This is a genomic window from Microbacterium pasadenense (genome assembly GCF_047246565.1).
GTDB lineage: Bacteria > Actinomycetota > Actinomycetes > Actinomycetales > Microbacteriaceae > Microbacterium.
Window position 1 is genome coordinate 137,785 of the sequence record NZ_JBFOKN010000003.1, and the last position, 26,500, is coordinate 164,284.

Consider the following 26,500-nt stretch of genomic DNA (forward strand, 5'->3'; position numbering starts at 1 on the left):
GACGGGACCGTTCGATCCTAGTCCGGCCGTTCTGCGCGCCCCTCCGGAAGGGCGGGCGCACCGCCCGCGGGCGCTCGCCGGCCGATCTCCCCGCGCCAGCCGCGCAGCAGGGACGCGCGGGTGGCGCAGACCACGAAGAGGAACCAGCCGAAGCCCCCGAGCGTGGCGCTCGTGACCACCGAATCGGCGAGCAGGACGATCAGGATCAGCGGCGTCCAGGTGTAGACGGTGGAGCGGCGTTCGGATGCCGTCAGCCATGCGCGCATCAGGCCCAGGCCGGTGAACGCGAGCAGCAGGACGACCCCGACGGCCCCGGCCTGCAGCAGGACGTCCATCCACACGTTGAGGGCGGAGGCATGGTCGCGGTCCGTGAAGATCCGGACGTACGAGTACGGGGACAGGCCGTCCGGCCACGTGCCCACCCAGCCCCATCCCTGAACCGGCCGGAGCGCGGCGAGGTCGAGGATGACGTTCCACAGCTGGGACCTCGTCAGGAAGTCCGGCTCGGCGTTGAGCCAGTAGACCAACGGGCGGCGGAACACATAGGCGAGCAGCAGGCCGACGGCGACGAGGCTCGCGATGATCCACTGCAGCGTGGGGCGCACGCGCGCCGACGCGCGCCTGACCAGGGCGAGCGTCGCGGTCGCCGCGCCCGAGACGAGCGCCATCACGAACACGATCGGCGAGTCGGTGAAGACGGCGAGGACCGCGGCGAGCGCCACCGAGAAGATCGACAGCCCCTGCGGGATCGAGCGGGTCCGCCACTCGACGAGGAAGGTGATCAGAGCGATGATCGTGACGACCCCGAGCGCCGTCCGCGAGCCGAAGAGGCCCTGGATCGGACCGCCGGTGGCGAGGTTGCCGGCGACGCCGAGGAACGGGATCGGGACGTCCAGCAGGATGCCGCTCAGGATCTCGAGGCCCAGTGAGGCCGCGAGGAGGAACCGCAGCACGTCGCCGACGGCCCGCACCGTCTGCAGGGTGTCACGGAACTGCGCGACGACGACGGCGAGGAACGTGGGGACGGCGAGCTGGAGCCATCCGCCGAGCGTGTCGGCGCGCGAGGGCGACCAGAACGCCGTCGCGAGCAGCCACAGCAGGAGGACGGCGAGCGTCGTCGGCATGATCTCGACGGCGCGCAGCTCGGCTCGCCGGACCACCAGCATCGCCGCGCCGATGACGCAGAGCCCCGTCATCAGGGCGCCGAGCCCGGCATCGCCCATCAGCTGCCTCACCGCATGCGTCGCGAACAGCGCGCCGATGACGGTCAGGGCGTAGGCGGAGGCGAAGGCGGTCGAGTTGAGGACCTGCGCCAGCCGGGTGAGTGCCCTCATCGCTCGTGCGCCAGGTCGCCCTGCTCGCCGAGGAGACGCTGCTCCGAGGCGCCGCGGCCGAGCAGCGGGGCCTGCTTGATCTTGAACGCGAACATCACGAGGAACATCCAGCCCCAGCTGAGGAGCGGGGTCGACTCCGCCAGACCCTGCACCAGCAGGATCGCGCCGGTCAGCGTGGGGAGCAGGGTGACGGGGGAGTAGGGCCGGTCGTCGACGAGGTCCCACCGCGGCCGGTCGATGGCGAAGAACCAGGACCGCCAGACGAACGCCAGGTATGCGCCGACGAGGAGGACCACGCCGATGACGCCCAGCTGCAGCCAGACATCCAGCCACATGTTGTGGGCCTGCATGACGGTGACGCCGTGGTCGATGATCCACCCGTCGAACGCGGGGTCCGTCGGGATCCACGGCGAGGCGAAACCCCAGCCGATCCACGGATGCTCGGTCACGCGGGACCAGACCGCGCCCCAGATCGACTCGCGGCCGGTGAGGTCGCTCGAGCGGCCCAGCGCGCCGAACATCTGATCGCGTCCGAACCAGGCGGCCGCGAGTCCGCCGAGCGCGACGACCGCGTACGCCACGTAGTAGCGGCTCCGCTCGCCGGCCCGCCGCGTCGTGCGCATCAGCAGGACGGTGACGAGCACCACGACGACGAGGGCGCCCGCCAGCGTGGCGGTGGCCGACCCCGCGCGCACGAACAGGTACGCCGCGAGCGCGAGCCACAGAGCCAGGACTTGCCGCCGCGGCGCCCGGGAGGCGATCCGGATCGCGAAGACGACGAGGCCGAGCAGGGCGACGTAGGCGAGCGCGTTGGAGTTCCCGAACACGCCCTGGATGCGTCCGCCGTCGAAGAGGTTGTCCCGCGACCACAGCACGATCGGGTCGTCGACGGGTCCATCGGGTCGGACGAACTGCGGCAGGATCGGCCCGCGCCACACGAGCGACACCCACAGCTCGAAGGCGAGCGACAGTCCGAGGATCCACTTGAGAGCGGATGCCACGGACCGCACCAGCTCGCGCCAGGTGAGGACGGCGCCGACGAAGAAGGCGTGGAAGGTCGTGATGAGGAGGAGGGTGAGCGTCGCCACGCTGGTCTGCGGCCACGCCGTCCACAGCAGCGACGCGACCCCCCAGGCGACGTAGCCCAGGGCGTACCAGGGCAGCCGCGGCCACTGCACGAGCGGCCGCACCGCGAACCAGATGCCGGCCGACACGACGAGGATCGAGATGCCGATGATCGTCGAGACCGTGGTCCCGAAGGTCACGAGGGGCGACGTCCCGGACAGCGCCATCGCGATCACGAAGATGCACCAGCCGCGCAGCAGCAGGTGACCGGTCGCCTCACGCACGGGAGCGGCGGGCGGAGCCGCGATCGGGTGCTGGGTGTGAACGGCCATGGTGCAAGCAGAGTATCGCGCGGACCTTAGGCTGATGGGGTGCTGGAGATGCTCTCGAACGCGCCGCGGGACTATTCCTGGGGGTCGGCCTCGCTCATTCCCGCTCTGCAGGGCCGGGAGCCGACCGGCGAACCCGAGGCCGAGGTCTGGTTCGGCGATCACCCCGGCAGCCCCGCCACGGTCCCGGACGGTCGCACGCTGACCCGGGTGCGGGCGGACTCCGGGCTGCCGCCGCTTCCCTATCTGCTCAAGATCCTCGCGGCATCGGCATCCCTGTCGATCCAGGCGCACCCGTCCGCGGCGCAGGCGCGGGCAGGTTTCGCCCGGGAGGAATCGGCGGGGATCCCGCGGAACGCCGGCGAACGCACCTACCGGGACGACAACCACAAGCCCGAGATCATCGTCGCGCTGAGCGACCCGTTCCGCGCCCTCGTCGGACTCCGGCCCCTCGAGCGGACCCGCGCGCTCCTGGCGGAGCTCGGCGACCGCCCCGGCATCGCCGCCCTCGCCGCCGCGCTCGCCGGAGAGGACGAGTCCGCAGCGCTGCGCGCGGTGATCGAGGACGCGCTCTCCGGCCGCTCCGCCGCCATCGTCGCCGACGTGTCCGCTGCGCTGACGGATGCGGGCAGTGCGGAGTTCGCCCAGGAGGTGGACGTCCTCCGGGCGATCGCCCGGGACTTCCCCGGTGACCCGGGCCTCGTCGTCGCCCTCCTCATGAACCTGGTCGTCCTCCGACCCGGGCAGGCGGCGTTCGCCCCCGCCGGCGTGCTGCACGCCTACCAGGACGGGCTCGGCGTCGAACTGATGGCCGCCAGCGACAACGTGCTGCGCGGCGGCCTCACGCCCAAGCACATCGACGTCCCCGAGCTCATGCGGGTCGTCGACACCAGGCCGGGGCCGGCGCCGCTGGTCGAGCCCGTGGGCGAGGGCGGTCTCGAGGTCTTCGACGTCGGCGTTCCCGACTTCCGGCTGATCCGGGTGACCCTCGACGGGCGCGAACGCCGGGTCGCCCTCTCCGGGCCGACGATCGTCCTCGCGACCGACGGGGAGGTCCTCGTCAGCGCGGCATCCGCCGAGGTCCGCCTCCGCGCCGGGACCGCCGCCTACGCCGCCGACGAGTCCGCCGTCGACCTCGCCGGCATCGGGACCGTCTACCTGGCCCAGCCCGGCGCCCCCGCCTGACCCCCGCGACACGCCGGGAAAACGCAAAGAAGGTTCAATCACCGGTTGAGGCTTTACGATCTGCGACTTGACCGGAGCGAATCACACGGGTGTAATTTAAGGCACACGCCGCACCGCGGCAGGGTCTACAGGTGGGAGAGCAAGATGACGGGTTACCGTTCCGGCGTTCCCGAGAATTGGTTCGTCGATCCGGTCAACCTCGGGGTCCCCGGCGTCCGCCGGCCCGCTGAGACCGATGAGCACACGGCCCTCGCGTGGCAGGCCGACGCGCTGTGCGCGCAGACCGATCCTGAAGCGTTCTTCCCCGAGAAGGGCGGGTCCACCCGCGACGCGAAGCGGATCTGCACCTCCTGCGACGTCCGCGGCGAATGCCTGGAGTACGCGCTGCAGAACGACGAGCGCTTCGGCATCTGGGGCGGTCTCAGCGAGCGCGAGCGTCGCAAGCTCAAGCGCCGCGCGTCCTGACCGGATCGCGCCACCCCGGACGCGATCCCGAGATCTCGGGATCGGCCGCCTAGGCTGACGACGTCATGCCCGCCCGAGTACACGCGCTGCTGGTCGTGCGCCCGTCCGGGCGCGACCGCACGGACCTCCACCTGAGCCGCACTCTGCGCGCGCTCGCCGCCCAGACGCGCCGCGCCGACGTCCTGACCGTCGTCCTCTGCGGCCCCGACGACCGTCTGCGCCAGCTGGCATCCGAGTCCGGCGCCGAAGCCGTGATCGTCGCGGGACGCGGAACGAGCTTCGCCGACGCGCTGCGGCTGGCGAGCCACCGCCTCGTCGGCGACGCGGTCTGGCTTCTCGCGCAGGACACCGCACCCGCACCCGACGCTCTGGCGCGGCTGGCCGGCGCGCTCGAGACGGCTCCGTCCGTCGCGCTCGCCGCTCCCAAGCTCGTCGCGTGGGACGACCCCGCGCAGATCGTCTCGCTCGGCGTGACGATGACCCGCACGGGCCGGACCATCGGGCTCGCCGACGGCGAGCTCGACCAGGGACAGCACGATGCGCGCGACGACGTCCTCGGCGCCGACGTCCGCGGCATGCTCGTGCGGGCGCAGGTGTGGACGGGGCTCGCGGGCATCGACCCCGCACTCGCGGGCGCCGATGAGGGACTGGACCTCGGCATCCGCGCCCATCTCGCGGGCGGACGCGTCGCCCTCACCCCGACAGCCCTGGTCGCCGTCGCCGGAGACGGCGTCGCCGGAGCCCCGGCCGGCCGCACCGCCGTCGCGCGGGGCCGCAGGTCGTACGCCGAGCGGACCGCACAGCTCCACCGTCGACTCGTCTACGCTCCGGCGTTCGCGGCCGTGCTGCACTGGCTCACTCTGCTCCCTCTGGCGCTCTGGCGCTCGCTCGGGCACCTCGTCGCGAAGCAGCCCGGTCGCATCGGTCCGGAGTGGGCCGCCGCCGCCACGGTGATGCTGCGGATCCCGTCCGTCATCCGCGCGCGTCGCCGCATCCGGCGGACCCGGCGATCCTCCTGGCAGCAGCTGGCGGCCCTCCGGATCGACCGGCGAGACCTGCGGCACCGTCTCGACGACGACGGTCCCGGCGCGGCGCCGCGCAGCGACCTGCGCTTCTTCAGCGGGGGAGGGGCGTGGGTCGTGCTCGGCGCGCTCGCCACCTCGCTGCTCGCCTTCGCCTCGCTGCTCGCGTGGCCGTCTCTCGGCGGCGGTGCCCTCCTCCCGCTTCGGACGGGCGTCCTCGCGCTGTGGACGGATGCCGCGTACGGCCCGCGGGCGCTGGGCTGGGACACCACCGGCCCGGCCGACCCCTTCGCCGCGGTGGTCGCGCTGATCGGCAGCCTGTCGCCGCTGGCGCCGTCACGCGCCCTCGTCATCCTGTGGGTGCTGGCGCTCCCGCTCGCCGCCCTCGCGGGCTGGTTCGCCGCCACGCGCCTGACCGAGCGGCCCGTGCTGCGCGCCGCCGCGGCCTTCGGCTGGGCGGTCGCCCCGACATTCCTCGTCGCTCTCATCGAGGGCCGGCCCGCCGCGATGCTCGCCCACCTCGTCGTGCCGTGGCTGTTCTACACGGCTGCCGCAGCGCGACGCTCGTGGAGCAGCGCGGGGATCGCCTCTCTGCTGCTCGTGGTCCTGCTGGCGTGCTCCCCGTCCCTGGCCCCGGCGGCGGTGCTGCTGTGGCTGGTCGCGATCGTGCTGATCCTCGCGTTCCGTCGCGGCCGCGGCGTAGGCCGGGTGGCCTGGATCGTCGTCCCGTCCGTCGCGATGTTCGCGCCGCTGGCCTGGCGGCAGATCGCCGACGGCAACGCCCTCGGCCTGCTGGCCGACCCCGGCCGCACCGTCTGGTCGCCCGCGTTCGGCGGCGACCTGCTCGACCGGGTGCTCATGGTCTTCGGGTATCCGACCGCCGATGCGGCGGGGTGGACGACGTTCGCCGGTGCCGAGACGACCGGGTGGTGGGTCCTCGTGTTCCCGGCGCCGCTCGTCCTCCTCGCCCTCGCCGGGCCGGTGGTGGGACGCCTGGTGCCCGCCAGCCTCGGTCTGCTGGCCGCGGCCACCGGAATCGGGACCGCTTTCCTCGTGTCCGGCGTCTCCGTCGCCGTCGGGATGACCGGGCCGACGTCCCTCTGGCCCGGTGTCGCGCTCAGCCTCGCCTGGGCGGGTCTGCTGACCGCCGCGGTGGCAGGGCTCGACGGTTCCCGCCGCGCCGGCACGCTGCCGGGCGCGGTCGCCCCCGTCGCCGCCGCCGTCGTGATCGCCTTCCTCGCCGTCGGCTCCGTCCCGGCCCTGACGGCGCCGGTGCGCGGGGAGGCGGCGCTCACCAACGGCCCCGCCAGCACCCTGCCCGCCTACGTCAAGACGGCCGGGAGCGAGAGCGAGCGCGAGGGGGAGCAGACCGCGACGCTGGTGCTCACCGCTCAGCAGGACGCCGGGTTCGCGGCATCCGTCGTGTGGGGCGCGAGCGAGACCCTCGGTGGGCAGACGACCCTGCGGTCCACGCGCACCGCACTCTCCGCCGGTGATCGCGAGCTCGCCCGCGCCACGGCGGATCTCGTCACCTCGGCATCGGGCGGCGTCGTTCGCGATCTCGCGTCGCACGGCATCGCGTACGTGCTGATCGAAGAGGACCGCGACGAGAGCGACGTGGCAAGGGCCGCGCGGCTCGGCGCGCAGAACGTGCTGAATCAGCGCGACGATCTCGTCAGCGTGGGAACCACCGCCCGCGGCGTGCTGTGGGGCGTGGACGGGGACATCGCCGAACGCAGCAGCGACGAGTCGGCCGGGCCGCTGACCGGGCGCATCGCCCTGCTCCAGCTCGGAGCGGTCGCGATCGCGATCCTGCTGGCGGTCCCCACCCGGACGAGTCTGCGCGAAGCCCGACGCCACCCCCACGTCATCGGCTCGAGGAGGGCGTCATGAGAACTCTCCCTGCCCGTGTGCGGGTCGTCCTCGGGACGGTCGTGAGCGCCGCGTTCGTCGCGGGCGTCGTCCTGGCGGCGCCGATGACCCTGCCCACCGTGGACCGCGGGCTCCTCTCGGTGACGGCCGCGCCCGAGGCCTCGACGTCGATCCTGGCCTGCAGCGGCCCGGTCCTCGCGCTGGGACGGGACATCGAGGACGTGTCCGCGCTGACGCCCGCGGCCGAGCAGCGGGTCGTCGTCGCCGCGACGCCGGGCGCGGACGAACCCGAGGCCGCCGACATGGTCTCCGCCGACGTGCCGGGCGGTCCGCCGGCCGCGTCGTTCTCCGCCGCACCCGTCGACCGCACCCGGACCGATCTCGCCGCGGCGGGATCCGCCGTCGTCGACGACCCCGACCTGGCCGGCTTCGCGGCCACCGCCTGCACACCGCCGGCGATGGAGTCGTGGCTGGTCGCCGGCAGCGGCCTCACCGGCGCCGCGGACCTCGTCGTCCTCGCGAACCCGGGAGACGTGGCGGCGCAGGTGGACCTCACGGTCTTCGGCGTCGAGGGCCGCTCCGCTCCCGACGCCGGCGCGGGCATCCTCGTTCCGCCCGGAACGCAGCGGGTCGTGCCGCTGGCCGGGCTCGCCCTGGGAGAGCAGAGCCCCGTCGTCCTCGTCTCGGCGACCCAGGCGCCCGTCCAGGCGACCCTGCAGTCGTCGATCACCCGCACCCTCGTGCCCGGCGGACTCGACCAGACCGGCGCGACGTCCGCGCCGGCCCTCCGCCAGGTCATCCCCGCGTTCCGTGCCGTCGCCGGCGAGGAATCGGCCCTCGATGCGACCGTCCGGGTGCTCGCTCCCTCCGACCACGCCACGGCGGACGTCGCCGTCACGGCCGTCGGCGCCGACACGCCCGTCTTCACCGCACCGGACCTCGACCTCGCGGCCGGCACCCCGCTCGAGGTCGAGCTCGATCCGCTCCCCGCGGGGCTCTACCGCGTCGACATCGCATCGGATGCGCCCGTCGTCGCCGGGCTGTGGGAGGCGAGCGGCGTCGGTCCCGGCTCGGACTTCGCGTGGTACCCCGCGTCGGAGGAGATCGACGTCGCCAGCCTGTTCGCCGTCGCGGCCGGCCCCGCGGCGCGGCTCGCCGTCAGCGGCGACCCCGAGGCCGACCGCACCGTGACCCTGACGGCGGATGCCGGGGCCGGCGACGCGTCGGAGATCGAGGTGCCGGCCGGACGGACGGTGACGATCGACCTCCGGGCCGGCGCCGTCTACCGGCTCGACCCCGGCGAGGGGGCCGTCCGCGCGAACATCACCTACGCGGGGGAGGGTGCTCTGGCGGCCTACCCCGTCGTGCCCGCCGATGCGGCAGCCGCCCCGGTCGTCGTCCGGCCGCGCTGACTCCCACCGTCGACTCCTCACGCGCCGCTGCCGGCGGCGGCGCCGCTCAGAAGTGGAAGCGGTCGGGGCCGAGATCCCACGGATCCCGGTCGAGGTACTCGGCCGCCGCCCGGAAGACGCAGCTCTCCACCATCATCCGGCGGTGCAGGTCGTCGTTGCGGTGGAGGTGCGCAAGCCGCTCGATCGGCAGGCGGAACAGGATGATCCGCTTCTGCTCGGTGAAGACGGCCCAGCGGGGGATGCCGTCCTCGTCGGCGGCGGCGGGCATCCACGCGACGTCGAAGCGCACCTCCCGCAGCTCCGGCCAGGCGCTGCGCAGGAACTCGACGGCGGTGCTGACGGTGAGGTCGAACTTCTCGGCGCGGGTCTCGATCGCCGGCAGGGGCGGGCGGACGACCGGACTGCGGTCGACCCGGCCGTGCCGGCCGTGGCGGTCGGGACGCGCCGACGCCCGGGGGCGCCGCCTCATGGTCGGACCGTCTCGGTCATGAAGCCATCCTAGGTCGCCTGCGGCGCGGCATCCCCCGGTCGCAGGATCCGACGCCTACCGTGGGGACGATGCTCGAACGACTCTGCTCCAAAGTGGGCTGCGCCCGTGAGGCCGTGACGACCCTGACGTACGACTACGGCGATCAGATGGCCGTGCTCGGCCCGCTCGGCGCGGGCGACGATCCTCACGCCCACGACCTGTGCGCGATCCACACCGACCGCATGTCGGTTCCGAAGGGATGGGTGGTCGTGCGTCACGAGACGCTCCGCGTCTGAGTTCGCATGGGAGAATGGTCGGATGCCGACCCCTGTGAAGACCCTCGACTCCGTCGTCGCCGATCTGTCCCTCGCGGCAGCCGGCCGCCACCAGCTCCGCCTCGCCGAGAACGAGATGCCGGGACTCATGGCGCTCCGTGAGGAGTACGGCCCCTCGCAGCCCCTCGCCGGCGCGCGCATCGCCGGATCGCTGCACATGACGGTGCAGACCGCCGTCCTGATCGAGACCCTCGTGGCGCTCGGCGCTCAGGTCCGCTGGGCGAGCTGCAACATCTTCTCGACCCAAGACGAGGCCGCCGCCGCTGTCGTGGTCGGTCCGCACGGCACCGTCGAGGAGCCCGCCGGCGTCCCCGTCTTCGCGTTCAAGGGGGAGACCCTCGCCGAGTACTGGCAGCTCGCGGACCGCATCTTCGACTGGTCGGCGGAGGGCTTCGACGGCCCCAACCTGATCCTCGACGACGGCGGCGACGCCACCCTGCTGGTGCATAAGGGCGCCGAGTTCGAAGCGGCAGGCGCCGTGCCGGAGGCCACCGAGACGGACTCCGCCGAGTACCGCATCGTCCTCGAGACGCTGCGCGCGAGCATCGCCCGCGATCCGCAGCGCTTCACCCGCATCGCCGCGGGCCTGCGCGGGGTCACCGAGGAGACCACGACGGGTGTGCACCGGCTCTACGAGCTGCACGCCGCGGGGAAGCTGCTGTTCCCCGGCATCAACGTGAACGACTCCGTCACGAAGTCGAAGTTCGACAACAAGTACGGCATCCGCCACTCGCTGCCCGATGGCATCAACCGCGCCACCGACGTCCTGATGGGCGGGAAGGTCGCCTTCGTGGTCGGCTACGGCGACGTCGGCAAGGGAGCCGCCGAGGCGCTCCGGGGCCAGGGAGCCCGCGTCATCGTGAGCGAGGTCGACCCGATCTGCGCCCTGCAGGCCGCGATGGACGGCTACCAGGTGGCCCGGCTCGAGGACGTCGCGGACCAGGTGGACATCGTCATCACCGGCACCGGCAACACCCGCGTCGTCACCGTCGACCATCTGCTGAGCCTCAAGCACCTCGCGATCGTCGGGAACGTCGGGCACTTCGACGACGAGATCGACATGGCGGGACTGGAAGCGGTCCCCGGCGTCGAGAAGATCGAGATCAAGCCCCAGGTCCACGAGTACCGGCTTCCGCACGGGCGCAGCATCCTGGTCCTGTCGGAAGGGCGTCTGCTCAACCTCGGGAACGCGACCGGGCACCCCTCCTTCGTCATGAGCGCCTCGTTCACGAACCAGGTGCTGGCCCAGATCGAGCTGCACACCAAGGCCGACCAGTACCCGACGGGTGTGTACGTCCTGCCGAAGGCGCTCGACGAGAAGGTCGCCCGGCTGCATCTTCCCGCCCTCGGCGTGCAGCTCACGCAGCTGACCGAGGAGCAGGCGACGTACATCGGCGTCCCGGTCGACGGCCCGTACAAGCTGGAGCACTACCGCTACTGAGCCCCGCCGGGCGGCGCGGCTGCTTTGATTTGATCAAGTAAAAGAAGTAGGCTCGGGGTATGCCCGATGCCCTCCCCGAGCCCGCCGCCCTGCTGCGGGGCGCCGGTCTCCGCGTGACGGACTCGCGGGTGGCCGTCCTGGGTGCGCTCGCGGTGCGTCCGCACGCCAGCGCCGATGCCGTCTACGCGGATGTCGCGCCGGCGCTCCCGCGCGCCAACAAGCAGTCCGTGTACAACGCGCTGAGCGATTTCGCCGACGCCGGTCTGGTGCGCCGCATCGAGCCGGCCGGTCAGCCGATGCTGTTCGAGCTGCGCGTGGACGACAACCACCACCACCTGATCTGCACGCAGTGCGGCGCCGTCCAGGATGTCGACTGCGCCGTCGGGCAGGCGCCCTGCCTGCACCCCTCGAACGACCACGGCTTCCGCGTCGACACCGCGGAGGTCACGTACTGGGGGGTCTGCGGCGCGTGCGCGGCGGCCGTCCCCGCCGCCTGACCAGCGGCATCCGCTTCTCCTTCCCCCCCCCTTCTCTTCCGACCCGAACGCCCAACGAAAGGACCCCCATGAGCGACCAGGACCCTCAGGTCGAGCCCATCGGCGCCGACGTGACCGACATCGACCAGGCCGTCACGCCGATCGACACCCCCGAGGACCAGCGGGAGGACGGCGAGACCCGTCCGCGGTCGAACGAGACGTCGAACGACGCCGAGGGCTGCCCGGTCTTCCACGCCGTTCCCGGCGCCGACCGCCGCAACTCGGGCGCGCAGCCGCACCCGACGGTCGGCACCGCGAACCAGGTCTGGTGGCCGAACCAGCTGAACCTCCGGATCCTCAAGAAGAACCCCGCCGTCGGCAACCCCGTCGGGGAGGACTTCGACTACAAGGCCGCCTTCGAGACACTCGACCTCGCCGCCGTGAAGTCGGACATCGCCGGCGTGCTGACCACGTCGCAGGACTGGTGGCCCGCCGACTTCGGCAACTACGGCCCCCTCATGATCCGCATGGCCTGGCACTCCGCCGGCACCTACCGCGCGACCGACGGTCGCGGCGGTGGCGGCACCGGCCAGCAGCGCTTCGCCCCGCTGAACAGCTGGCCCGACAACGTCAATCTCGACAAGGCCCGCCGGCTCCTCTGGCCGATCAAGAAGAAGTACGGCCAGTCCCTCTCCTGGGGCGATCTGATGATCCTCGCCGGCAACGTCGCGCTCGAGACCATGGGCTTCTCGACCTTCGGCTACGCCGGCGGCCGCCCCGACGTGTGGGAGCCGGACGACGACGTGTACTGGGGCCCCGAGACGACCTGGCTCGGCGACGAGCGCTACACGGGTGAGCGCACCCTCGAGAAGCCGCTGGCCGCCGTCCAGATGGGCCTCATCTACGTGAACCCGGAGGGGCCCAACGGCAACCCGGACCCGCTGGCCTCCGCCCACGACATCCGCGAGACGTTCGGGCGCATGGGCATGAACGACGAGGAGACCGTCGCGCTCATCGCCGGCGGGCACACCTTCGGCAAGACCCACGGCGCCGCGCCCGACACCCACCTCGAGGGCAACCCCGAGGCGGCCGGTCTCGAGATGCAGGGCCTCGGCTGGAAGAACAACAACGCCACGGGCAAGGGCGACGACACCATCACGTCGGGCCTCGAGGTCACCTGGACCTACCACCCGACGCGCTGGGACAACGAGTTCTTCCACATCCTCTACGCGTACGAGTGGGAGCTGATGGAGAGCCCGGCCGGTGCCCACCAGTGGCGCCCCAAGCACGGCATGGGCGCCGACATGGTGCCGCTCGCGCACTCCGAGGGCCGTCGCGAGCCCCGCATGCTCACGAGCGACCTGGCCCTGCGCGTCGACCCCGACTACGACAAGGTGTCGCGGAGGTTCAAGGACGACCCGGTGGCGTTCGGCGACGCCTTCGCCCGCGCCTGGTTCAAGCTGACGCATCGCGACATGGGTCCCATCGCGCGGTACCTCGGACCCGAGGTCCCGCAGGAGGAGCTGATCTGGCAGGACCCGGTGCCCGCCGTGGACCACGTCCTGATCGACGACGCGGATGCCGCCGCGCTCAAGCAGCAGATCCTCGCGACCGACCTCGGCGTGGGCGAGCTCGTCGGCACGACGTGGGCGGCGGCCTCCACCTTCCGCGGCAGCGACAAGCGCGGCGGCGTCAACGGCGCCCGCATCCGTCTCGCCCCGCAGAAGGACTGGGAGGTCAACAACCCCGCCCAGCTGCAGAAGGTGCTCGGCGCGCTGGAAGCCCTCCAGGCGGCGTTCCACGAGGGCCGCACCGACGGCAAGAAGGTGTCCCTCGCCGACCTGATCGTGCTCGCCGGCAACGCCGGGATCGAGAAGGCCGCCGCGGACGGCGGGGTGGAGATCACCGTTCCGTTCACGCCGGGCCGCACCGACGCCACGCAGGAGCAGACCGACGTCCGTTCGTTCGACCACCTCGAGCCGGCCGCCGACGGGTTCCGCAACTACTACGGTCCGAACGCCGTCCTGCCCGCGGAGCACCACCTGGTCGACAAGGCCAACCTGCTGACCCTGAGTGCGCCCGAGATGACCGTGCTCGTCGGCGGGCTCCGTGCGCTCGGTGCCACCTGGGACGGCTCCCCGTACGGCGTGTTCACCGACCGTCCCGGCGTGCTGACGAACGACGTGTTCGTCACGCTGCTCGACCTCGGCGCGACCTGGAAGGCGATCGACCCGGGTGCGCACGCGTACCGCGGCGTGGCCGCAGACGGGTCGGAGATCGGCATCGGCACCCGGGCCGACCTGCTGTTCAGCTCGAACTCCGAGCTGCGCGCGCTCGCCGAGGTGTACGCCTCCGACGACGCCGCGGAGAAGTTCGTGCGCGACTTCGTCGCCGCGTGGACGAAGGTCACCGAGCTGGACCGGTTCGACCTGCACGCCTGATCCCCGAGATCGCCCGGAAGGCCCGCGCCCCGCATGGGGTGCGGGCCTTCCGCGTTCCCGGTCGGATACTGTGGGATCACCCGACGGCGGAGGTCCGCCATACCCGAAGGACAGATCGGCCCATGACATCCCGCATCCTGGTTGTCGACGATGACACCGCCCTCGCCGAGATGATCGGCATCGTGCTGCGCACCGAGGGGTTCGACGTGGCGTTCTGCGCCGACGGCGCCGCCGCCGTCGACAGCTGGCGCACCGAGCGTCCCGACCTGATCCTGCTGGACCTGATGCTGCCCGGCCTCGACGGCATCGAGGTCTGCGATCAGATCCGGGCCGAGTCGGGCGTGCCGATCATCATGCTCACGGCGCGCACCGACACCGCCGACGTCGTGCGAGGGCTCGAGTCCGGCGCCGACGACTACATCGTGAAGCCCTTCAACCCGAAGGAGCTCGTCGCCCGCATCCGCACCCGCCTGCGACCCGCTGCGGCCGCGCCGGTCGAGACTCTCCGGATCGGCGATCTGAGCGTCGACGTCGCGGCGCACGAGGTCCGGCGCGGCGACGGCCCGATCGCCCTCACGCCGCTCGAGTTCGAGCTGCTCGTCGCCCTCGCCTCGAAGCCGCAGCAGGTCTTCACCCGGGAGATGCTGCTCGAGCAGGTGTGGGGCTACCACTACAAGGCGGACACGCGCCTCGTGAACGTGCACGTGCAGCGCCTCCGCGCGAAGGTCGAGCGCGACCCCGACAACCCGCAGATCGTGACGACGGTGCGCGGAGTGGGCTACCGCGCCGGCGCCGCCGTGTGACCGGGACGGGCGGGCGGCGGTCATGTCCGTGACGGCGCGGACCGGCACGCACACCGTCGTCCCCGGCTGGCGGGACTGGCGCTCCTGGGGCCGTCGCATCCCGTACGCCTGGCGGCGATCGCTGCGGTTCCGCACGCTGTCGGCGACCCTGACGCTCACCGCGCTCACGATCGTGGTGGCGCTCGTCTGGATGGCCCTCGCGATCCTGAACGATCTGTACGAGTCGCGCGCCGAGCAGGTGCAGTCATCGGCGGCGCGTGCGACGCAGTCCGCGCAGACCACGTTCGACGCCGCCGTCATCGAGGGGGACGTCGTCGCGCTGCAGGTGCTCATGGACGAGGTGCGCCGCGAGATCCTCTCGCGCCAGGCGGGGACGACGATGCTGGCGGTGTTCCGGATCGACGACCAGCCGTCCGCGATCGCCCCGCAGGGGTTCGAGGGCGGCGGACTCACCGCGAGCATGATCAGCAGCGAGCTGCGCGAGAGTGTGCGACTGGCCGCCGACCGCCAGTGGTGGCAGTCGATCGCGCTTCCCGACGACGACGGCGGCCGGACGCCCGGGATCATCGTCGGTCAGCAGCTCCTGCTCCCCGAGGCGGGGGCGTACGAGCTGTACTTCGCCTACGACCTCGGATCCGAGGCTCAGACGCTGCAGTTCGTCCAGGTGACCCTGTGGGTCGTCGGCATCGCGCTCCTGGTGCTCATCGGCGCCATCTCGCTGTTCGTGCTGCGCTCGGTCACGGTCCCGATCGCGCAGGCCGCGGAGACCAGCGCCAAACTGGCCTCCGGTGACCTCGGCGTCCGGCTTCCCGTTCGCGGTGAGGACGAGTTCGCGACGCTGGGACGATCGTTCAACGCGATGGCGGACAGCATCGAGGGGCAGATCAAGGAGCTCGCGGAGCTGTCGCTGGTGCAGCAGCGATTCGTGTCGGACGTGTCGCACGAGCTGCGGACGCCGCTGACGACGATCCGGCTCGCCGCCGACATGATCAACGACCAGCGCGACGAGTTCGACCCGTCGACCGCACGGGCGGCCGAGCTCCTGCACGCGCAGGTGCAGCGGTTCGAGGTCCTGCTGGCGGATCTCCTCGAGATCAGCAGGTACGACGCCGGCTCCGTCCAGCTCGAGGCCGAGGCGACGAGTCTCGCCCATCTCGCCGAGGACGTCATCGAGTCCATGCGCCAGCTCGCCGAACAGCACGGCACCGACGTGCGGCTCGTCGCGCCGGGCGGCTATTCTCCCGTCGAGATGGATCCGCGCCGGGTGCGCCGCATCGTGCGCAACCTGCTCGGGAACGCGATCGAGCACGGCGAGGGCCGGCCGATCGTCGTCACGGTGGACAGCGATCAGCGCGCCGTCGCGCTCGGCGTGCGCGATTTCGGCATGGGCATGAGCGCGACCGACGCGGAGCGCGTCTTCGACCGGTTCTGGCGTGCCGACCCCTCCCGGCGGCGCACGATCGGCGGCACCGGACTCGGCTTGTCCATCGCGCTGGGCGATGCCCGCCTGCACGGCGGCACCCTCGCGGTGTGGTCGGAGGCCGGTCGCGGCTCGCATTTCGTCCTGACCCTGCCGCGTCGCCTCGGCGATCATCTCACCGGCGCCTCACCCATCGACGTCGAGCCGCGCGACGGCTCGCTCAGTCTCGAGGACCTCGGTCTCACCCAGCCCATCTCGCTGCCCGACCGGGAGGAGCGGCTGTGACCCGGCTGCGCTCGATCATCACCGCCCTGGCCGCCGTGGTCATGGCCGCCGCGCTCGCCGCGTGCGCGGGTCTTCCCGTCGACGGCCCCGTGCACGTCGGACGGGCCATCGACGAGGTCGAGCGGCTCCCCGATTTCGACTTCGTCCCGGCGGGTCCCGTCGCGGATGCCACGCCGCAGCAGATCGTGGAGGGCTTCGTCGCGGCAGGCTCCGGTCCCCGCGGCAACTGGGAGACGGCGCAGGACTTCCTCACCCCGGAGTTCCGCGAGGTGTGGAAGCCGCAGGCGGGCGTCACGATCCACGCGGCCGGGAACCGGGCCTTCGAGGTGGCGGGGGAGGATGAGGTCGTCCTCACCGTCCAGCCGGTCGCCCGCGTCGACGAGACCGGCGCCTACGAGCCGAGCGGGGAGGGCGAGATCACGATGCGGTACCGCCTCGTCCAGCAGGACGGCCAGTGGCGCATCGCGGAAGCGCCCGACGGCATCGTCCTCGATGCGAACGGGTTCAGCACGGTCTTCCGCAGCTACTCGCTCGCGTACTTCGACCCGAGCTGGGACTCGCTCGTCCCCGATCTGCGGTGGTTCCCCGCCACGAACCCGGCGACCCGCATCGCCGCGGCCATCGTCGGGGGCTCGCCGAGCCCCTGGCTGTCGAGGTCCGTCCGCACCGCGTTCCCGGGCGACGTGTCGCTCACGCAGCCGGCTGTGCCGGTGGACGCCGGTGTCGCGCAGGTGTCGCTCAGCGCGAACGCCCGCGACCTCGGTTCCGAGACGCTCGCGCGCATGAAGACCCAGCTCGAGAGGAGCCTCTCGGACGCGCGAGTCGTCGAGGTCCAGATGCTCGTCGGCGATGAGGTCCTCGACGTCCCGACGGTGACCGTCCGCGAGCACCGCGTCGACGCGCGCCCGCTCGTCCTCGTCGAAGGCGAGTTCGGCTTCCTGTCCGGCTCCGAGGTCGACGTGCTGCCCGAGCTGTCCGCCGCACTCGGGTCGCTGGACGAGGAGGTCGAGTCCATCGAGGTGGACGAGCAGCGGACCACCGCCGCCGTCCGCACCGCGACGGGCGCCATCCTGCGCGTGAGCGCCGGCGGCGCGGTCACCCCGCTCGACACCCGGGCCGGGATGACGGCGCCGTCCATCGACCCGTTCGGCCACATCTGGACGTCGCCGGGGCGGGTGCCGACCGAGGTGGTGGCTTACGGTCCCGACGGCTCGGCCCGTCTGGTCGAGGGCGGCTGGCCCGGAGCCACCAGCGTGTCGTCGATGCGCGTCTCGCGCGACGGCACCCGGGTGGCCGCTCTCGTGCGCGACGGCGCCCAGCCCGCGGTGTGGGTCGCCGGCATCGTCCGCGATGAGGACGGCGTCCCCACGACGCTCAGCGAGCCGGTGCTCGTCAGTGCGCTGTCGGGGGAGGGCGTCGAGCTCACGTGGCTCGCCGCCGATCGCCTCGCCCTCGTCTGGACCGACGGGGAGCAGCATGTCATGCGCGAGCAGCCGATCGGCGGCGAGGGCAGCGAGGTGCGCGCGCCCGACGATGTCGTGGCGATCGCGGGCGGCAATCAGTCCGGGACCGTGCGTCTGCGCACCGCCGACGGCGGGCTCTTCGTCCAGCGCGGATCGTGGCAGTTCCTGGCATCCGATGTGACGGTCCTCGCCGTCCAGCAGGGCACGCCGCGCTGACGGCTCCTCCCCAGGCGCACGGCCGGCGTCGCCGTCCGCGGCTGCGCCTCCCCGCCACCGTCTGCGGCGGCGACGGTCGACGATCGTCGGATGACGAGTTCCCGATCCGCCGCCGTCCGCGGTGCGCTCGCCGAAGCGCTCGCCGTGGTCTTCCCGACCTGGTGCGCCGGCTGCGATGCGGTCGACGTGATGCTCTGCCCGGCGTGCCGCGCGAGCCTCGCCCCCGTCCCGGAGCATCGGACGCTGCCGGGTGGGCTGGAGGTGACCAGCGCCCTGCGGTTCGAGGGTGTGACCGCACGGGTGATCCGGGCGTTCAAAGAGGACGGCCGGACCGCCCTCGCGGGGCCGCTCGGCGAGGCGCTCGCGCGCTGCTGGCCGGCGGGGGAGGCGGTGGCGGTGGCCGTGCCGACGTCCCGGGCGGCCCTGCGCCGTCGCGGCTTCGCCGCCGTCGAGCTCCTCGCGCGTCGGTCGGGGCACCCGCCCGAGCGGCTGCTGGATCCGACCCGGCGCGCAGGCGACCAGCGCGGACTGAGCCGGTCCGAGCGCGCCGCCAACGTCCGCGGCGCGATGGTCGCGCGTCCCGCCGAAGGCCGCCGGGTGGTGATCGTCGACGACGTCGTGACCACGGGCGCGACCCTCACCGAGGCCGCACGGGCCCTCCGCGACGCCGGTGCGATCGTGGTCGGCGCGGTGACCGTCGCCGCCACGCCGAAGCGGCGCCCCTGACCCTTATTTCCGGTGGCCGGAAGGTGACATCGGGTGACGTGCGGACTAGCGTGAGAGAAAGAAGGCGAACCGAGGTCCGCCCTTGACCGGGTGGACCGGAACAAGGAGGTCAGCGATGGACATCAGTATCGTCGGCGTAGGAGTGAGCGTCAGCGACCGCTTCCGGACAGTCGTCGAAGAGAAGTCGGCCCGCATCGAGCACCTTGCTCCCCGAGCCCAACGGCTCGATGTCAAGGTGACGCATCGCACGTACCACAACGGCGCGCGCGAGGATGAGACGGTGGAGCTCACCCTGACCGGGAAGGGGCCCCTCGTCCGCGCGGAGGCCGTCGACGAGGACAAGTTCGCCGCCCTCGACCTCGCGATCGCGAAGCTCACCGAGCAGATACGACGGGCCAAGGAGAAGCGGGTCGATGCACGCAACCATCCCCGCGGCGCCAAGCTCGAGAAGGGCACCGGCACCATCCAGGGAATCGACGTCGAGCCGGCATCCGCCGATGTGATCCGCGCCCTCGCCACCGGTGAGATGCCCGTCGTCGGCGGCGCGGAGGACGAAGAGGACTACACGCCCGTCGTGATCCGCACCAAGCAGTTCGATGCCGAGTGGATGACCGTCGAGGACGCCGTCGACCGGATGGAGCTGGTGGGCCACGATTTCTTCCTCTTCATCGACGCGCGCACCGACCAGCCGAGCGTCGTGTACCGGCGCAAGGGATGGGACTACGGCGTGATCTCGCTCACGACGACGTCCGCTCCGATGGAGGAACTCGCCTCCTGACCGGACGAGCAGAAGGGCGGATGCCACGGCATCCGCCCTTCCGTCGTTCTCGGACCGGTCTTCAGCTCTCGCGCAGGGCCGCGATCACGCCGTCGCTGAAGGCCGGCCACGCCTGCACCGCCCAGTCGCCGAAGGCGCGGTCGGTCAGGGCGACGACGGCGGCCGACACCGCCGGATCGACCCAGAGGAAGGTGCCGGACTGGCCGAAATGGCCGAAGGTCGCGGGGGAGTTGTCCGCCCCGGTCCAGTGCGGCGACTTCGCGGCGCGGATCTCGAAGCCCAGACCCCAGTCGTTCTCGCGCTGCGAGCCGAATCCGGGGAGCACCCCGCGGAGCCCCGGGAAGACGACGGCTGTCGCCGTCGCCAGCGTCGTGCGGTCGAGGAGTCGCGGATCCTGCAGTTCGGCGGCGAAGCGGGAGAGGTCGGCGGCGGTCGAGGACCCGCCGGCCGCGGGCGAGTCGCCGATCGTCGTCGCCGTCATCCCCAGCGGGGCGAACACGGCCTCGCGGGCATAGTCGGCGAACGCGATGCCGGTCTCGGCTTCGAGGAGTTCGCCCAGCACCTCGAATCCGGTGTTCGAGTACAGCCGGCGCGTCCCGGGATCTGCGCGCACCTCCCGGGACGAGAAGTCGTAGCCCGCCGCATGGGCGAGCAGATGCTCGACCGTCGCGCCGGGTGGGCCGGCGGGCTGGTCCAGCCGGAGCGCGCCCTCCTCGACGGCGACGAGGACCGCGTACGCGCTGAGCGGCTTCGTCACCGACGCGAGCCGGTACGTGCGGTCCTGTTCGCCGACGGATGCCGCCACCGTGCCGTCCGCCGTGACGACGGCGACCGAGACGTTCGGGACGGGCCACTGCCGGGCGTCGCCGAGGGCGGAGCGGAGGTCGGCCATCAGTCGAGGAAGCCGTCGAGGATGCCCCCGATCATGAGACCGCCCAGGAGACCGCCGACCATGTTGCCGCCGCCCATACCGCCGCCCATGCCGCCTCGGGGGCCGCCGTAGCCGCCCTGGTTCCAGTCGTCCGGGCGGGAGGAGTCGATGTCCCGCTGCGCGAGCTCGAGCGCCTGCCCCGCGAGCTGACCCGCTCGCCGGGCGAGGTTCATGGCGCGCTCGCGGTCGTCCTCGGGGATGGGACCCGCGAAGGCCATCAGGTCGCCGCGGATGCGCTCCGCCTCGGCGAGGCGCGTGCGGGGGTCCGCCCCGATCCAGCCGCGGTGCCCCGAGATCACGCTGCGGGCGACGCCGATCTGGCGGTCCGCATCATCGATCGCATGCCGCACGTGCGCCTCGGACGGGATCGGGCGCTCGGCACGCTCACGCGCCTTCGCGACGGCCGCGTCGAGGGCGGCGTTGGCGGTGCGCAGCCGGCTCAGCTCCGCGAACGGATCGGGCTTGCTGCCCGCGGGGGTCAGGGATCGGAGGGCCGCCTCGAGCTCCGCGGCGGCGTCGCCGACCTGCGGGGTGGCGCGCAAGGGCTGGGCGGCGACGAGGTCCTCGCGGGAGTCCTCGACGATGGCGGACAGCGTCGACTCCGCACGCAGCGCCTCGATCTCGAACGTGTCGACGGCGTCGACCAGTGTCGCCGCGCGCCGGGAGGCCTCGATCGCGGTCTCCAGCGCCAGATTCGCCTGCTCGCGGTGTCCGGCGTCCCGCCGCCGCTCCGAGACGTCGGCGCTGTGGACGGCGAACTCGAGCAGATGCTCCGCCTCGGCCGCGTTGCCGAGCACCGTGCGCATGGCGTCGTCCGAGTACCGGGTGGCGAGGCGTTCGAGGGTGGACCGCAGTGCCGGCAGCCGCTCGCTCATCGCGGCGACGTCGCGTCGGATGCCCTCGACGATCTCGGGCGCACGACGAGCGCGGGCGATCGCTTCGCCGAGGGACTCCATGCGGTCGCCGAGCAGCTCCTCGGCCCAGTCGCAGAGCTGGACGATGCGGGCGTTCCGCGTCCGGAGCTCCTCGGCGGTGTCGGGGATCTCGTCGTGGTTGAGCTGGTGCAGGTGGAACGCCTCGCCGAGGTGCTGGCGGACGGCGGCGAGCGCGTCGCGCAGGTCCTTGGTGGCATCCCTGCCCAGCTCGATCTCGGCATAGGCGAGCTCATCGTCGGTGACCCTCATGCGCTCGTCGGCGGCGACCAGCGCGGCCCCCGCCTTCCGCGTCAGTTCGGCGTCCTGCGCCTCGATCTCCGCGTCTTCGCGCTTGCGTCTGCCCCAGAAACCGGCCATGCGCCGATCCTACTTGCCGAGACACTCGCGCAGCCGTGCGGCACCTGCGAAGGTCACGGCCGGATAACATGACGGGGTATGTCTGCGCGTTCCGCGCGGTCTGCGCTCCGGCTCCCGTCGACACCCGCGCTTCGGGGGGACCTGACAGATGGAGATCGTCCGTGGCCAATCCATTCGAGAAACTGCTTCGCGCCGGCGAGGGTCGCATCCTGCGCCGCCTGCAGCAGGTCGTCAAGGCCGTCGGTGCCCTCGAAGAGGACTACACGCACCTCACCGATGAGGAGCTGCGTGGTGAGACCGCCGAGCTGCGAGCCCGCTACGAGGGCGGCGAGACGCTCGACAAGCTCATGCCCGAGGCGTTCGCCGCCGTCCGCGAGGCGGCGCGGCGCACCCTCGGCCAGCGACCCTACGACGTCCAGATCATGGGCGGCGCGGCACTGCACCTCGGCAACATCGCAGAGATGAAGACCGGTGAGGGCAAGACGCTGACGGCGGCCCTGCCGGCCTACCTCAACGCGATCGCGGGCAAGGGCGTCCACGTCATCACGGTGAACGACTACCTCGCCTCCTACCAGTCCGAGCTGATGGGCCGCGTCTACCGCGCCCTCGGCATGACGACGGGAACCGTCGTGGCCGGGCAGACGCCCGAGGTGCGCCGGCAGCAGTACGAGGCGGACATCACCTACGGCACCAACAACGAGTTCGGCTTCGACTACCTCCGCGACAACATGGCCTGGCGCAAGGAGGACCTGGTCCAGCGCGACCACTTCTACTGCATCGTCGACGAGGTCGACTCGATCCTCATCGACGAGGCGCGCACCCCGCTCATCATCTCGGGGCCCTCGTCCGGTGAGGCGAACCGCTGGTTCGTCGAGTTCGCGAAGATCGCGCGGACCCTCGAGGCGGGCGAGGACTACGAGGTCGACGAGAAGAAGCGCACCGTCGGCGTCCTCGAGCCCGGCATCGAGAAGGTCGAGGACTACCTCGGCATCGACAACCTGTACGAGTCGGCCAACACCCCTCTCATCTCCTTCCTCAACAACTCGATCAAGGCGCTCGCGCTGTTCAAGCGCGACACCGACTACGTCGTGATGAACGGCGAGGTCATGATCGTCGACGAGCACACCGGCCGCATCCTGGTCGGCCGACGCTACAACGAGGGCATCCACCAGGCGATCGAGGCGAAGGAGGGTGTCGCGGTCAAGGCCGAGAACCAGACGCTCGCCACCGTCACGCTGCAGAACTACTTCCGCCTGTACGAGAAGCTCGCGGGCATGACCGGCACCGCCGAGACCGAGGCCGCCGAGTTCATGTCCACGTACCAGCTGGGCGTCGTGCCCATCCCGACGAACCGGCCGATGATCCGCAAGGACCAGTCCGACCTCGTCTACAAGAACGAGCAGGCGAAGTTCGCCCAGGTCGTCGAGGACATCGCCGCCCGCCACGAGGCCGGTCAGCCGGTGCTCGTCGGCACCGTGAGCGTCGAGAAGAGCGAGTACCTGTCGCGCCTGCTGTCCAAGAAGGGCATCAAGCACGAGGTCCTCAACGCGAAGAACCACGCGCGCGAGGCCGAGATCGTCGCCCGCGCGGGCCGCTACGGCGCCGTCACCGTCGCCACCAACATGGCCGGTCGAGGCACCGACATCATGCTCGGCGGCAACGCCGAGTTCCTCGCCGTCTCGGAGATGAAGGCGAAGGGCCTGGACCCGGTCGAGACACCCGACGAGTACGAGGCCGCCTGGGACGACGCGTACGCCGCGGTGAAGGAGACCGTGGCGGAAGAGGCGGCCAAGGTGGTGGCGGCGGGCGGGCTCTACGTCCTCGGCACCGAGCGCCACGAGTCGCGACGCATCGACAACCAGCTGCGCGGTCGCTCCGGCCGTCAGGGCGACCCGGGCGAGAGCCGCTTCTATCTCTCGCTGACCGACGACCTGATGCGGCTGTTCCAGTCCGGCGCGGCCGAGGCGATCCTCGCCCGCACCAACTTCCCCGACGAGGTCGCCATCGAGTCCTCGATGGTCACGCGGGCGATCCGGAGCGCGCAGTCACAGGTCGAATCGCGCAACGCCGAGATCCGCAAGAACGTCCTGAAGTACGACGACGTGCTCAACCGTCAGCGCGAGGCGATCTACGCCGACCGCCGGCACATGCTCGAGGGGGACGACCTCTCCGAGCGGGTCGAGCACTTCATCGAGGACGCCATCGGCGCGATCATCGACGACCACACCGGCTCGGGGCACACCGAGAGCTGGGACTTCGACGCGATGTGGACGGAGCTGAAGACGCTCTACCCCGTCGGTGTGACGATCGACGAGGTCGTCGCCGAGAGCGGCCAGAAGGGCAAGGTGACCCCCGAGCTGCTCAAGCGCGAGCTGCTCTCGGACGCCAAGATCGCCTACGCCGCCCGCGAGGAGCAGCTCGGCTCCGCCGCGATGCGCGAGCTCGAGCGTCGCGTCGTGCTGCAGGTGCTCGATCGTCGCTGGCGCGACCACCTGTACGAGATGGACTACCTCAAGGACGGCATCGGCCTGCGCGCGATGGCCCAGCGCGACCCGCTCATCGAGTACCAGCGCGAGGGCTTCCAGATGTTCCAGGCCATGATGGGACAGATCAAGGAGGAGTCCGTCGGGTTCCTCTTCAACCTCGAGGTCGAGGTCCGTCAGGCGGAGGGCGGCGACATCGACGCGCAGGTCGAGGCCAAGGGCCTCACCGCCCCGACGATCGAGGCGCAGAAGCTGCAGTACACCGCGGCCAACGACGCCGGTGAGGTCGAGGTCCGCAACGACCGCGGCCAGGTGCAGCAGGCGGCGACCAGCAAGGTCCGGCAGGCGCAGGCCCAGTCGCAGGCGCAGCAGGCGCCCGAGGCTGCCGACGAGGGCCCCCGCGGTGTCTTCGGGCAGCGCACCGACGGCGCATCGCCCGCCCCGCAGAACCGCGCGCAGCGGCGCGCGACCGGCAAGAAGAAGTGACGGGTGATCGGTGACCGGGGGCGATCAGGCCACCGGTCACCGATTGGACCCGGCCCGCGGCGATACTCTGAGGGGATGACACCCCGCATCCTCGATCAGTCGTCCAAGCTCAAAGACGTCCTCTACGAGATCCGCGGGGCCGCCCTGGTCGAGGCCGACCGTCTGCAGGACGAGGGCCACACGATCCTCAAGCTGAACACCGGCAACCCGGCCGTCTTCGGCTTCGAGGCGCCGTTCCAGATCGTCCGCGACATGATCGAGGCCGTTCCCCATGCGCACGGCTACTCCGACTCGCGCGGCATCATGTCGGCGCGCCGGGCGATCGTGTCGCGCTACGAGCAGGAGCCGGGGTTCCCGAAGTTCGACCCCGATGACGTCTACCTCGGCAACGGCGTGTCGGAGCTCATCACGATGACGATGCAGGCCCTGCTGAACGAGGGCGACGAGGTCCTCATCCCCGCGCCGGACTACCCGCTGTGGACGGCGATGACGAGCCTCGCCGGCGGGACTCCGGTGCACTACCGGTGCGACGACGAGGCGGGCTGGCAGCCGGACCTGGAGGACATCCGCGCGAAGATCACGCCGCAGACGAAGGCGATCGTCGTCATCAACCCGAACAATCCGACCGGGGCGGTCTACACCCGGGAGGTCCTCGCCGGCATCGTCGCGATCGCGCGCGAGCACGACCTCCTGCTGCTGTCGGACGAGATCTACGACCGCATCCTGTTCGACGAGGCCGAGCACATCCCGCTCGCCACCCTTGCTCCCGACCTGCTGTGCCTCACCTACAACGGCCTCTCCAAGACCTACCGGGTGGCGGGCTACCGGTCCGGCTGGATGGTCATCACCGGTCCGAAGGCGCATGCCTCCGGGTTCCTCGAGGGGATCCAGCTGCTCGCCTCGACCCGGCTGTGTCCGAACGTGCCCGCCCAGTTCGCGGTGCAGGCGGCGCTGTCGGGCGTGCAGTCGATCGACGCGCTCATCGCCCCGAGCGGGCGGCTGCACGAGCAGCGGGATGCCGCCTGGGAGGGTCTCACCGCCATCCCCGGCGTCACCTGCGTCAAGCCGAAGGGGGCGCTGTACGCCTTCCCGAAGCTCGACCCGAACGTGTACGAGATCCACGACGACGCGAAGTTCGTCTACGACTTCCTCGTCGCCGAGCACGTGCTCCTCGTGCAGGGGACCGGGTTCAACTGGCCGACGCCCGACCATTTCCGGATCGTCACGCTGCCCGAGGCGCGGGTGCTGACCGAGGCGATCGAGCGGCTCGGCAACTTCCTCTCCTCGTACCGCCAGTAGCGGCGACGGCGGTCACAGCAGCGCGAGCGAGGTCGCCCGCCAGCGGCCGTCCCATCCTTCGAAGCGCATCGCCACGGCCCGCGTCCGTGCGGGCCCGGCGACGATGACGACGGCCTCGACGACGCCGTCCGCGGGCTCGCACAGTCGATGGCTGAGCACGCGGTGCGCGGGACGGACGGCGGCGACACCGCGGGCGCTGCGCGCCCGTGCCGACAGGTTGGCGCGGGTGATGAGCGCCCGGTACGCGTCCTCGCCGAGCCACCGGGCCAGCTGGTCGACCTCGCGGACCCCGGCGAGCACCTCCAGGACCCCGATCGTGAGGTTCTTCACGAGCGGCATCACGTCGGGCAGGTCGTGGGCGGACGTCCGCTGCGGCGCGAAGTACTCGGCCACGTCGAGGGCGCTGCCGGAGCGGGGGACGGGAGAGTCGTCCGGAGCGGGGATTGCCATGTCGTTTCCTCCCTCGACGGGG

Annotated in this window: 21 protein-coding genes; 15 read left to right on the plus strand and 6 right to left on the minus strand. The window is 71.8% G+C overall.

The window, feature by feature from the left end:
* Nucleotides 1-17: 17 nt before the first annotated feature.
* Nucleotides 18-1,334 carry an O-antigen ligase family protein gene (locus AB3M83_RS11205; protein WP_412948106.1) on the minus strand — a complete coding sequence of 439 codons (1,317 nt, stop codon included), beginning with the start codon at nt 1,332-1,334 and terminating at the stop codon, nt 18-20.
* Entirely contained in the window at nt 1,331-2,731 is a 1,401-nt protein-coding gene (locus AB3M83_RS11210) for an O-antigen ligase family protein (RefSeq protein ID WP_412948108.1), read from the minus strand. Before AB3M83_RS11210 ends, AB3M83_RS11205 begins: the two co-directional genes overlap by 4 nt.
* Nucleotides 2,732-2,770: 39 nt before the next feature.
* Here AB3M83_RS11210 and manA point away from each other — a divergent pair, with 39 nt between their 5' ends.
* The 4 genes from manA (at nt 2,771) to AB3M83_RS11230 (ending at nt 8,684) form a co-directional block, all read left to right on the plus strand.
* Entirely contained in the window at nt 2,771-3,913 is a 1,143-nt protein-coding gene (gene manA, locus AB3M83_RS11215) for a mannose-6-phosphate isomerase, class I (protein ID WP_412948110.1), read from the plus strand.
* 144 nt (nt 3,914-4,057) lie between these two features.
* The gene (locus AB3M83_RS11220; protein ID WP_412948112.1) at nt 4,058-4,378 is read left to right on the plus strand and encodes a WhiB family transcriptional regulator; all 321 of its coding nucleotides are present in this window, start codon (nt 4,058-4,060) and stop codon (nt 4,376-4,378) included.
* Between the two features lie 65 nt (nt 4,379-4,443).
* Nucleotides 4,444-7,293 (plus strand): glycosyltransferase, encoded by a 2,850-nt coding sequence (locus AB3M83_RS11225; protein WP_412948114.1) that lies wholly within the window; start codon nt 4,444-4,446, stop codon nt 7,291-7,293.
* Nucleotides 7,290-8,684, plus strand: coding sequence for a DUF5719 family protein (locus AB3M83_RS11230; RefSeq protein WP_412948116.1), 1,395 nt, complete (start codon nt 7,290-7,292; stop codon nt 8,682-8,684). Before AB3M83_RS11225 ends, AB3M83_RS11230 begins: the two co-directional genes overlap by 4 nt.
* A 46-nt stretch (nt 8,685-8,730) precedes the next feature.
* On the opposite strand, the gene AB3M83_RS11235 is transcribed toward AB3M83_RS11230, so the two are convergent.
* Nucleotides 8,731-9,153 carry a metallopeptidase family protein gene (locus AB3M83_RS11235; RefSeq protein WP_412948118.1) on the minus strand — a complete coding sequence of 141 codons (423 nt, stop codon included), beginning with the start codon at nt 9,151-9,153 and terminating at the stop codon, nt 8,731-8,733.
* Between the two features lie 89 nt (nt 9,154-9,242).
* On the opposite strand from AB3M83_RS11235, the gene AB3M83_RS11240 reads away from it, so the two are divergent.
* From AB3M83_RS11240 to hpf, 9 genes are all read left to right on the plus strand, one after another.
* On the plus strand, nt 9,243-9,449 hold the full coding sequence (locus AB3M83_RS11240; RefSeq protein WP_412948119.1) for a DUF3499 family protein: 207 nt from the start codon (nt 9,243-9,245) through the stop codon (nt 9,447-9,449).
* 22 nt (nt 9,450-9,471) lie between these two features.
* Entirely contained in the window at nt 9,472-10,929 is a 1,458-nt protein-coding gene (gene ahcY / locus AB3M83_RS11245; RefSeq protein ID WP_412948120.1) for an adenosylhomocysteinase, read from the plus strand.
* Between the two features lie 59 nt (nt 10,930-10,988).
* On the plus strand, nt 10,989-11,426 hold the full coding sequence (locus AB3M83_RS11250; protein WP_412948122.1) for a Fur family transcriptional regulator: 438 nt from the start codon (nt 10,989-10,991) through the stop codon (nt 11,424-11,426).
* Between the two features lie 68 nt (nt 11,427-11,494).
* Nucleotides 11,495-13,846 carry a catalase/peroxidase HPI gene (katG, locus tag AB3M83_RS11255; protein ID WP_412948123.1) on the plus strand — a complete coding sequence of 784 codons (2,352 nt, stop codon included), beginning with the start codon at nt 11,495-11,497 and terminating at the stop codon, nt 13,844-13,846.
* Between the two features lie 122 nt (nt 13,847-13,968).
* On the plus strand, nt 13,969-14,649 hold the full coding sequence (gene mtrA, locus AB3M83_RS11260; RefSeq protein WP_412948125.1) for an MtrAB system response regulator MtrA: 681 nt from the start codon (nt 13,969-13,971) through the stop codon (nt 14,647-14,649).
* A gap of 22 nt (nt 14,650-14,671) precedes the next feature.
* Complete coding sequence (gene mtrB, locus AB3M83_RS11265; protein WP_412948126.1) at nt 14,672-16,354, plus strand: MtrAB system histidine kinase MtrB; 1,683 nt, start codon at nt 14,672-14,674, stop codon at nt 16,352-16,354.
* On the plus strand, nt 16,351-18,033 hold the full coding sequence (locus AB3M83_RS11270; RefSeq protein WP_412948127.1) for an LpqB family beta-propeller domain-containing protein: 1,683 nt from the start codon (nt 16,351-16,353) through the stop codon (nt 18,031-18,033). Before mtrB ends, AB3M83_RS11270 begins: the two co-directional genes overlap by 4 nt.
* A gap of 90 nt (nt 18,034-18,123) precedes the next feature.
* Nucleotides 18,124-18,759, plus strand: coding sequence for a ComF family protein (locus AB3M83_RS11275; protein ID WP_412948128.1), 636 nt, complete (start codon nt 18,124-18,126; stop codon nt 18,757-18,759).
* A gap of 115 nt (nt 18,760-18,874) precedes the next feature.
* Nucleotides 18,875-19,537 (plus strand): ribosome hibernation-promoting factor, HPF/YfiA family, encoded by a 663-nt coding sequence (gene hpf / locus AB3M83_RS11280; protein WP_412948130.1) that lies wholly within the window; start codon nt 18,875-18,877, stop codon nt 19,535-19,537.
* A 61-nt stretch (nt 19,538-19,598) separates the two neighbouring features.
* Here hpf and AB3M83_RS11285 read toward each other — a convergent pair whose 3' ends face one another.
* Both AB3M83_RS11285 and AB3M83_RS11290 read right to left on the minus strand, forming a co-directional pair.
* Nucleotides 19,599-20,429 carry a serine hydrolase domain-containing protein gene (locus AB3M83_RS11285; RefSeq protein ID WP_412948132.1) on the minus strand — a complete coding sequence of 277 codons (831 nt, stop codon included), beginning with the start codon at nt 20,427-20,429 and terminating at the stop codon, nt 19,599-19,601.
* A complete protein-coding gene (locus AB3M83_RS11290; RefSeq protein WP_412948134.1) occupies nt 20,429-21,760 on the minus strand; it encodes a hypothetical protein in 1,332 nt (443 codons plus the stop codon). The genes AB3M83_RS11285 and AB3M83_RS11290 overlap by 1 nt, the downstream gene beginning before the upstream one ends.
* 161 nt (nt 21,761-21,921) lie before the next feature.
* On the opposite strand from AB3M83_RS11290, the gene secA reads away from it, so the two are divergent.
* Both secA and AB3M83_RS11300 read left to right on the plus strand, forming a co-directional pair.
* Nucleotides 21,922-24,729, plus strand: coding sequence for a preprotein translocase subunit SecA (gene secA, locus AB3M83_RS11295; protein WP_412948135.1), 2,808 nt, complete (start codon nt 21,922-21,924; stop codon nt 24,727-24,729).
* 75 nt (nt 24,730-24,804) lie between these two features.
* Nucleotides 24,805-26,028, plus strand: a complete 1,224-nt coding sequence (locus tag AB3M83_RS11300; protein ID WP_412948136.1) for a pyridoxal phosphate-dependent aminotransferase — start codon at nt 24,805-24,807, stop codon at nt 26,026-26,028.
* 12 nt (nt 26,029-26,040) lie between these two features.
* Here the strand turns inward: AB3M83_RS11300 and AB3M83_RS11305 are convergent, their stop codons facing one another.
* Entirely contained in the window at nt 26,041-26,478 is a 438-nt protein-coding gene (locus tag AB3M83_RS11305) for an Rv3235 family protein (RefSeq protein ID WP_412948138.1), read from the minus strand.
* Between the last annotated feature and the right edge of the window lie 22 nt (nt 26,479-26,500).

Bases quoted from the DNA above. Each gene is read 5' to 3' on its own strand.
- AB3M83_RS11225 (WP_412948114.1), top strand. From the start codon at position 4,444: ATGCCCGCCCGAGTACACGCGCTGCTGGTCGTGCGCCCGTCCGGGCGC.
- AB3M83_RS11250 (WP_412948122.1), top strand. From the start codon at position 10,989: ATGCCCGATGCCCTCCCCGAGCCCGCCGCCCTGCTGCGGGGCGCCGGT.
- mtrB (WP_412948126.1), top strand. From the start codon at position 14,672: ATGTCCGTGACGGCGCGGACCGGCACGCACACCGTCGTCCCCGGCTGG.
- AB3M83_RS11300 (WP_412948136.1), top strand. From the start codon at position 24,805: ATGACACCCCGCATCCTCGATCAGTCGTCCAAGCTCAAAGACGTCCTC.
- AB3M83_RS11240 (WP_412948119.1), top strand. From the start codon at position 9,243: ATGCTCGAACGACTCTGCTCCAAAGTGGGCTGCGCCCGTGAGGCCGTG.
- AB3M83_RS11285 (WP_412948132.1), bottom strand. From the start codon at position 20,429: ATGGCCGACCTCCGCTCCGCCCTCGGCGACGCCCGGCAGTGGCCCGTC.
- mtrA (WP_412948125.1), top strand. From the start codon at position 13,969: ATGACATCCCGCATCCTGGTTGTCGACGATGACACCGCCCTCGCCGAG.
- AB3M83_RS11275 (WP_412948128.1), top strand. From the start codon at position 18,124: ATGACGAGTTCCCGATCCGCCGCCGTCCGCGGTGCGCTCGCCGAAGCG.
- AB3M83_RS11305 (WP_412948138.1), bottom strand. From the start codon at position 26,478: ATGGCAATCCCCGCTCCGGACGACTCTCCCGTCCCCCGCTCCGGCAGC.
- AB3M83_RS11210 (WP_412948108.1), bottom strand. From the start codon at position 2,731: ATGGCCGTTCACACCCAGCACCCGATCGCGGCTCCGCCCGCCGCTCCC.
- katG (WP_412948123.1), top strand. From the start codon at position 11,495: ATGAGCGACCAGGACCCTCAGGTCGAGCCCATCGGCGCCGACGTGACC.
- AB3M83_RS11205 (WP_412948106.1), bottom strand. From the start codon at position 1,334: ATGAGGGCACTCACCCGGCTGGCGCAGGTCCTCAACTCGACCGCCTTC.
- AB3M83_RS11235 (WP_412948118.1), bottom strand. From the start codon at position 9,153: ATGAGGCGGCGCCCCCGGGCGTCGGCGCGTCCCGACCGCCACGGCCGG.
- ahcY (WP_412948120.1), top strand. From the start codon at position 9,472: ATGCCGACCCCTGTGAAGACCCTCGACTCCGTCGTCGCCGATCTGTCC.
- AB3M83_RS11220 (WP_412948112.1), top strand. From the start codon at position 4,058: ATGACGGGTTACCGTTCCGGCGTTCCCGAGAATTGGTTCGTCGATCCG.
- hpf (WP_412948130.1), top strand. From the start codon at position 18,875: ATGGACATCAGTATCGTCGGCGTAGGAGTGAGCGTCAGCGACCGCTTC.
- AB3M83_RS11290 (WP_412948134.1), bottom strand. From the start codon at position 21,760: ATGGCCGGTTTCTGGGGCAGACGCAAGCGCGAAGACGCGGAGATCGAG.
- AB3M83_RS11230 (WP_412948116.1), top strand. From the start codon at position 7,290: ATGAGAACTCTCCCTGCCCGTGTGCGGGTCGTCCTCGGGACGGTCGTG.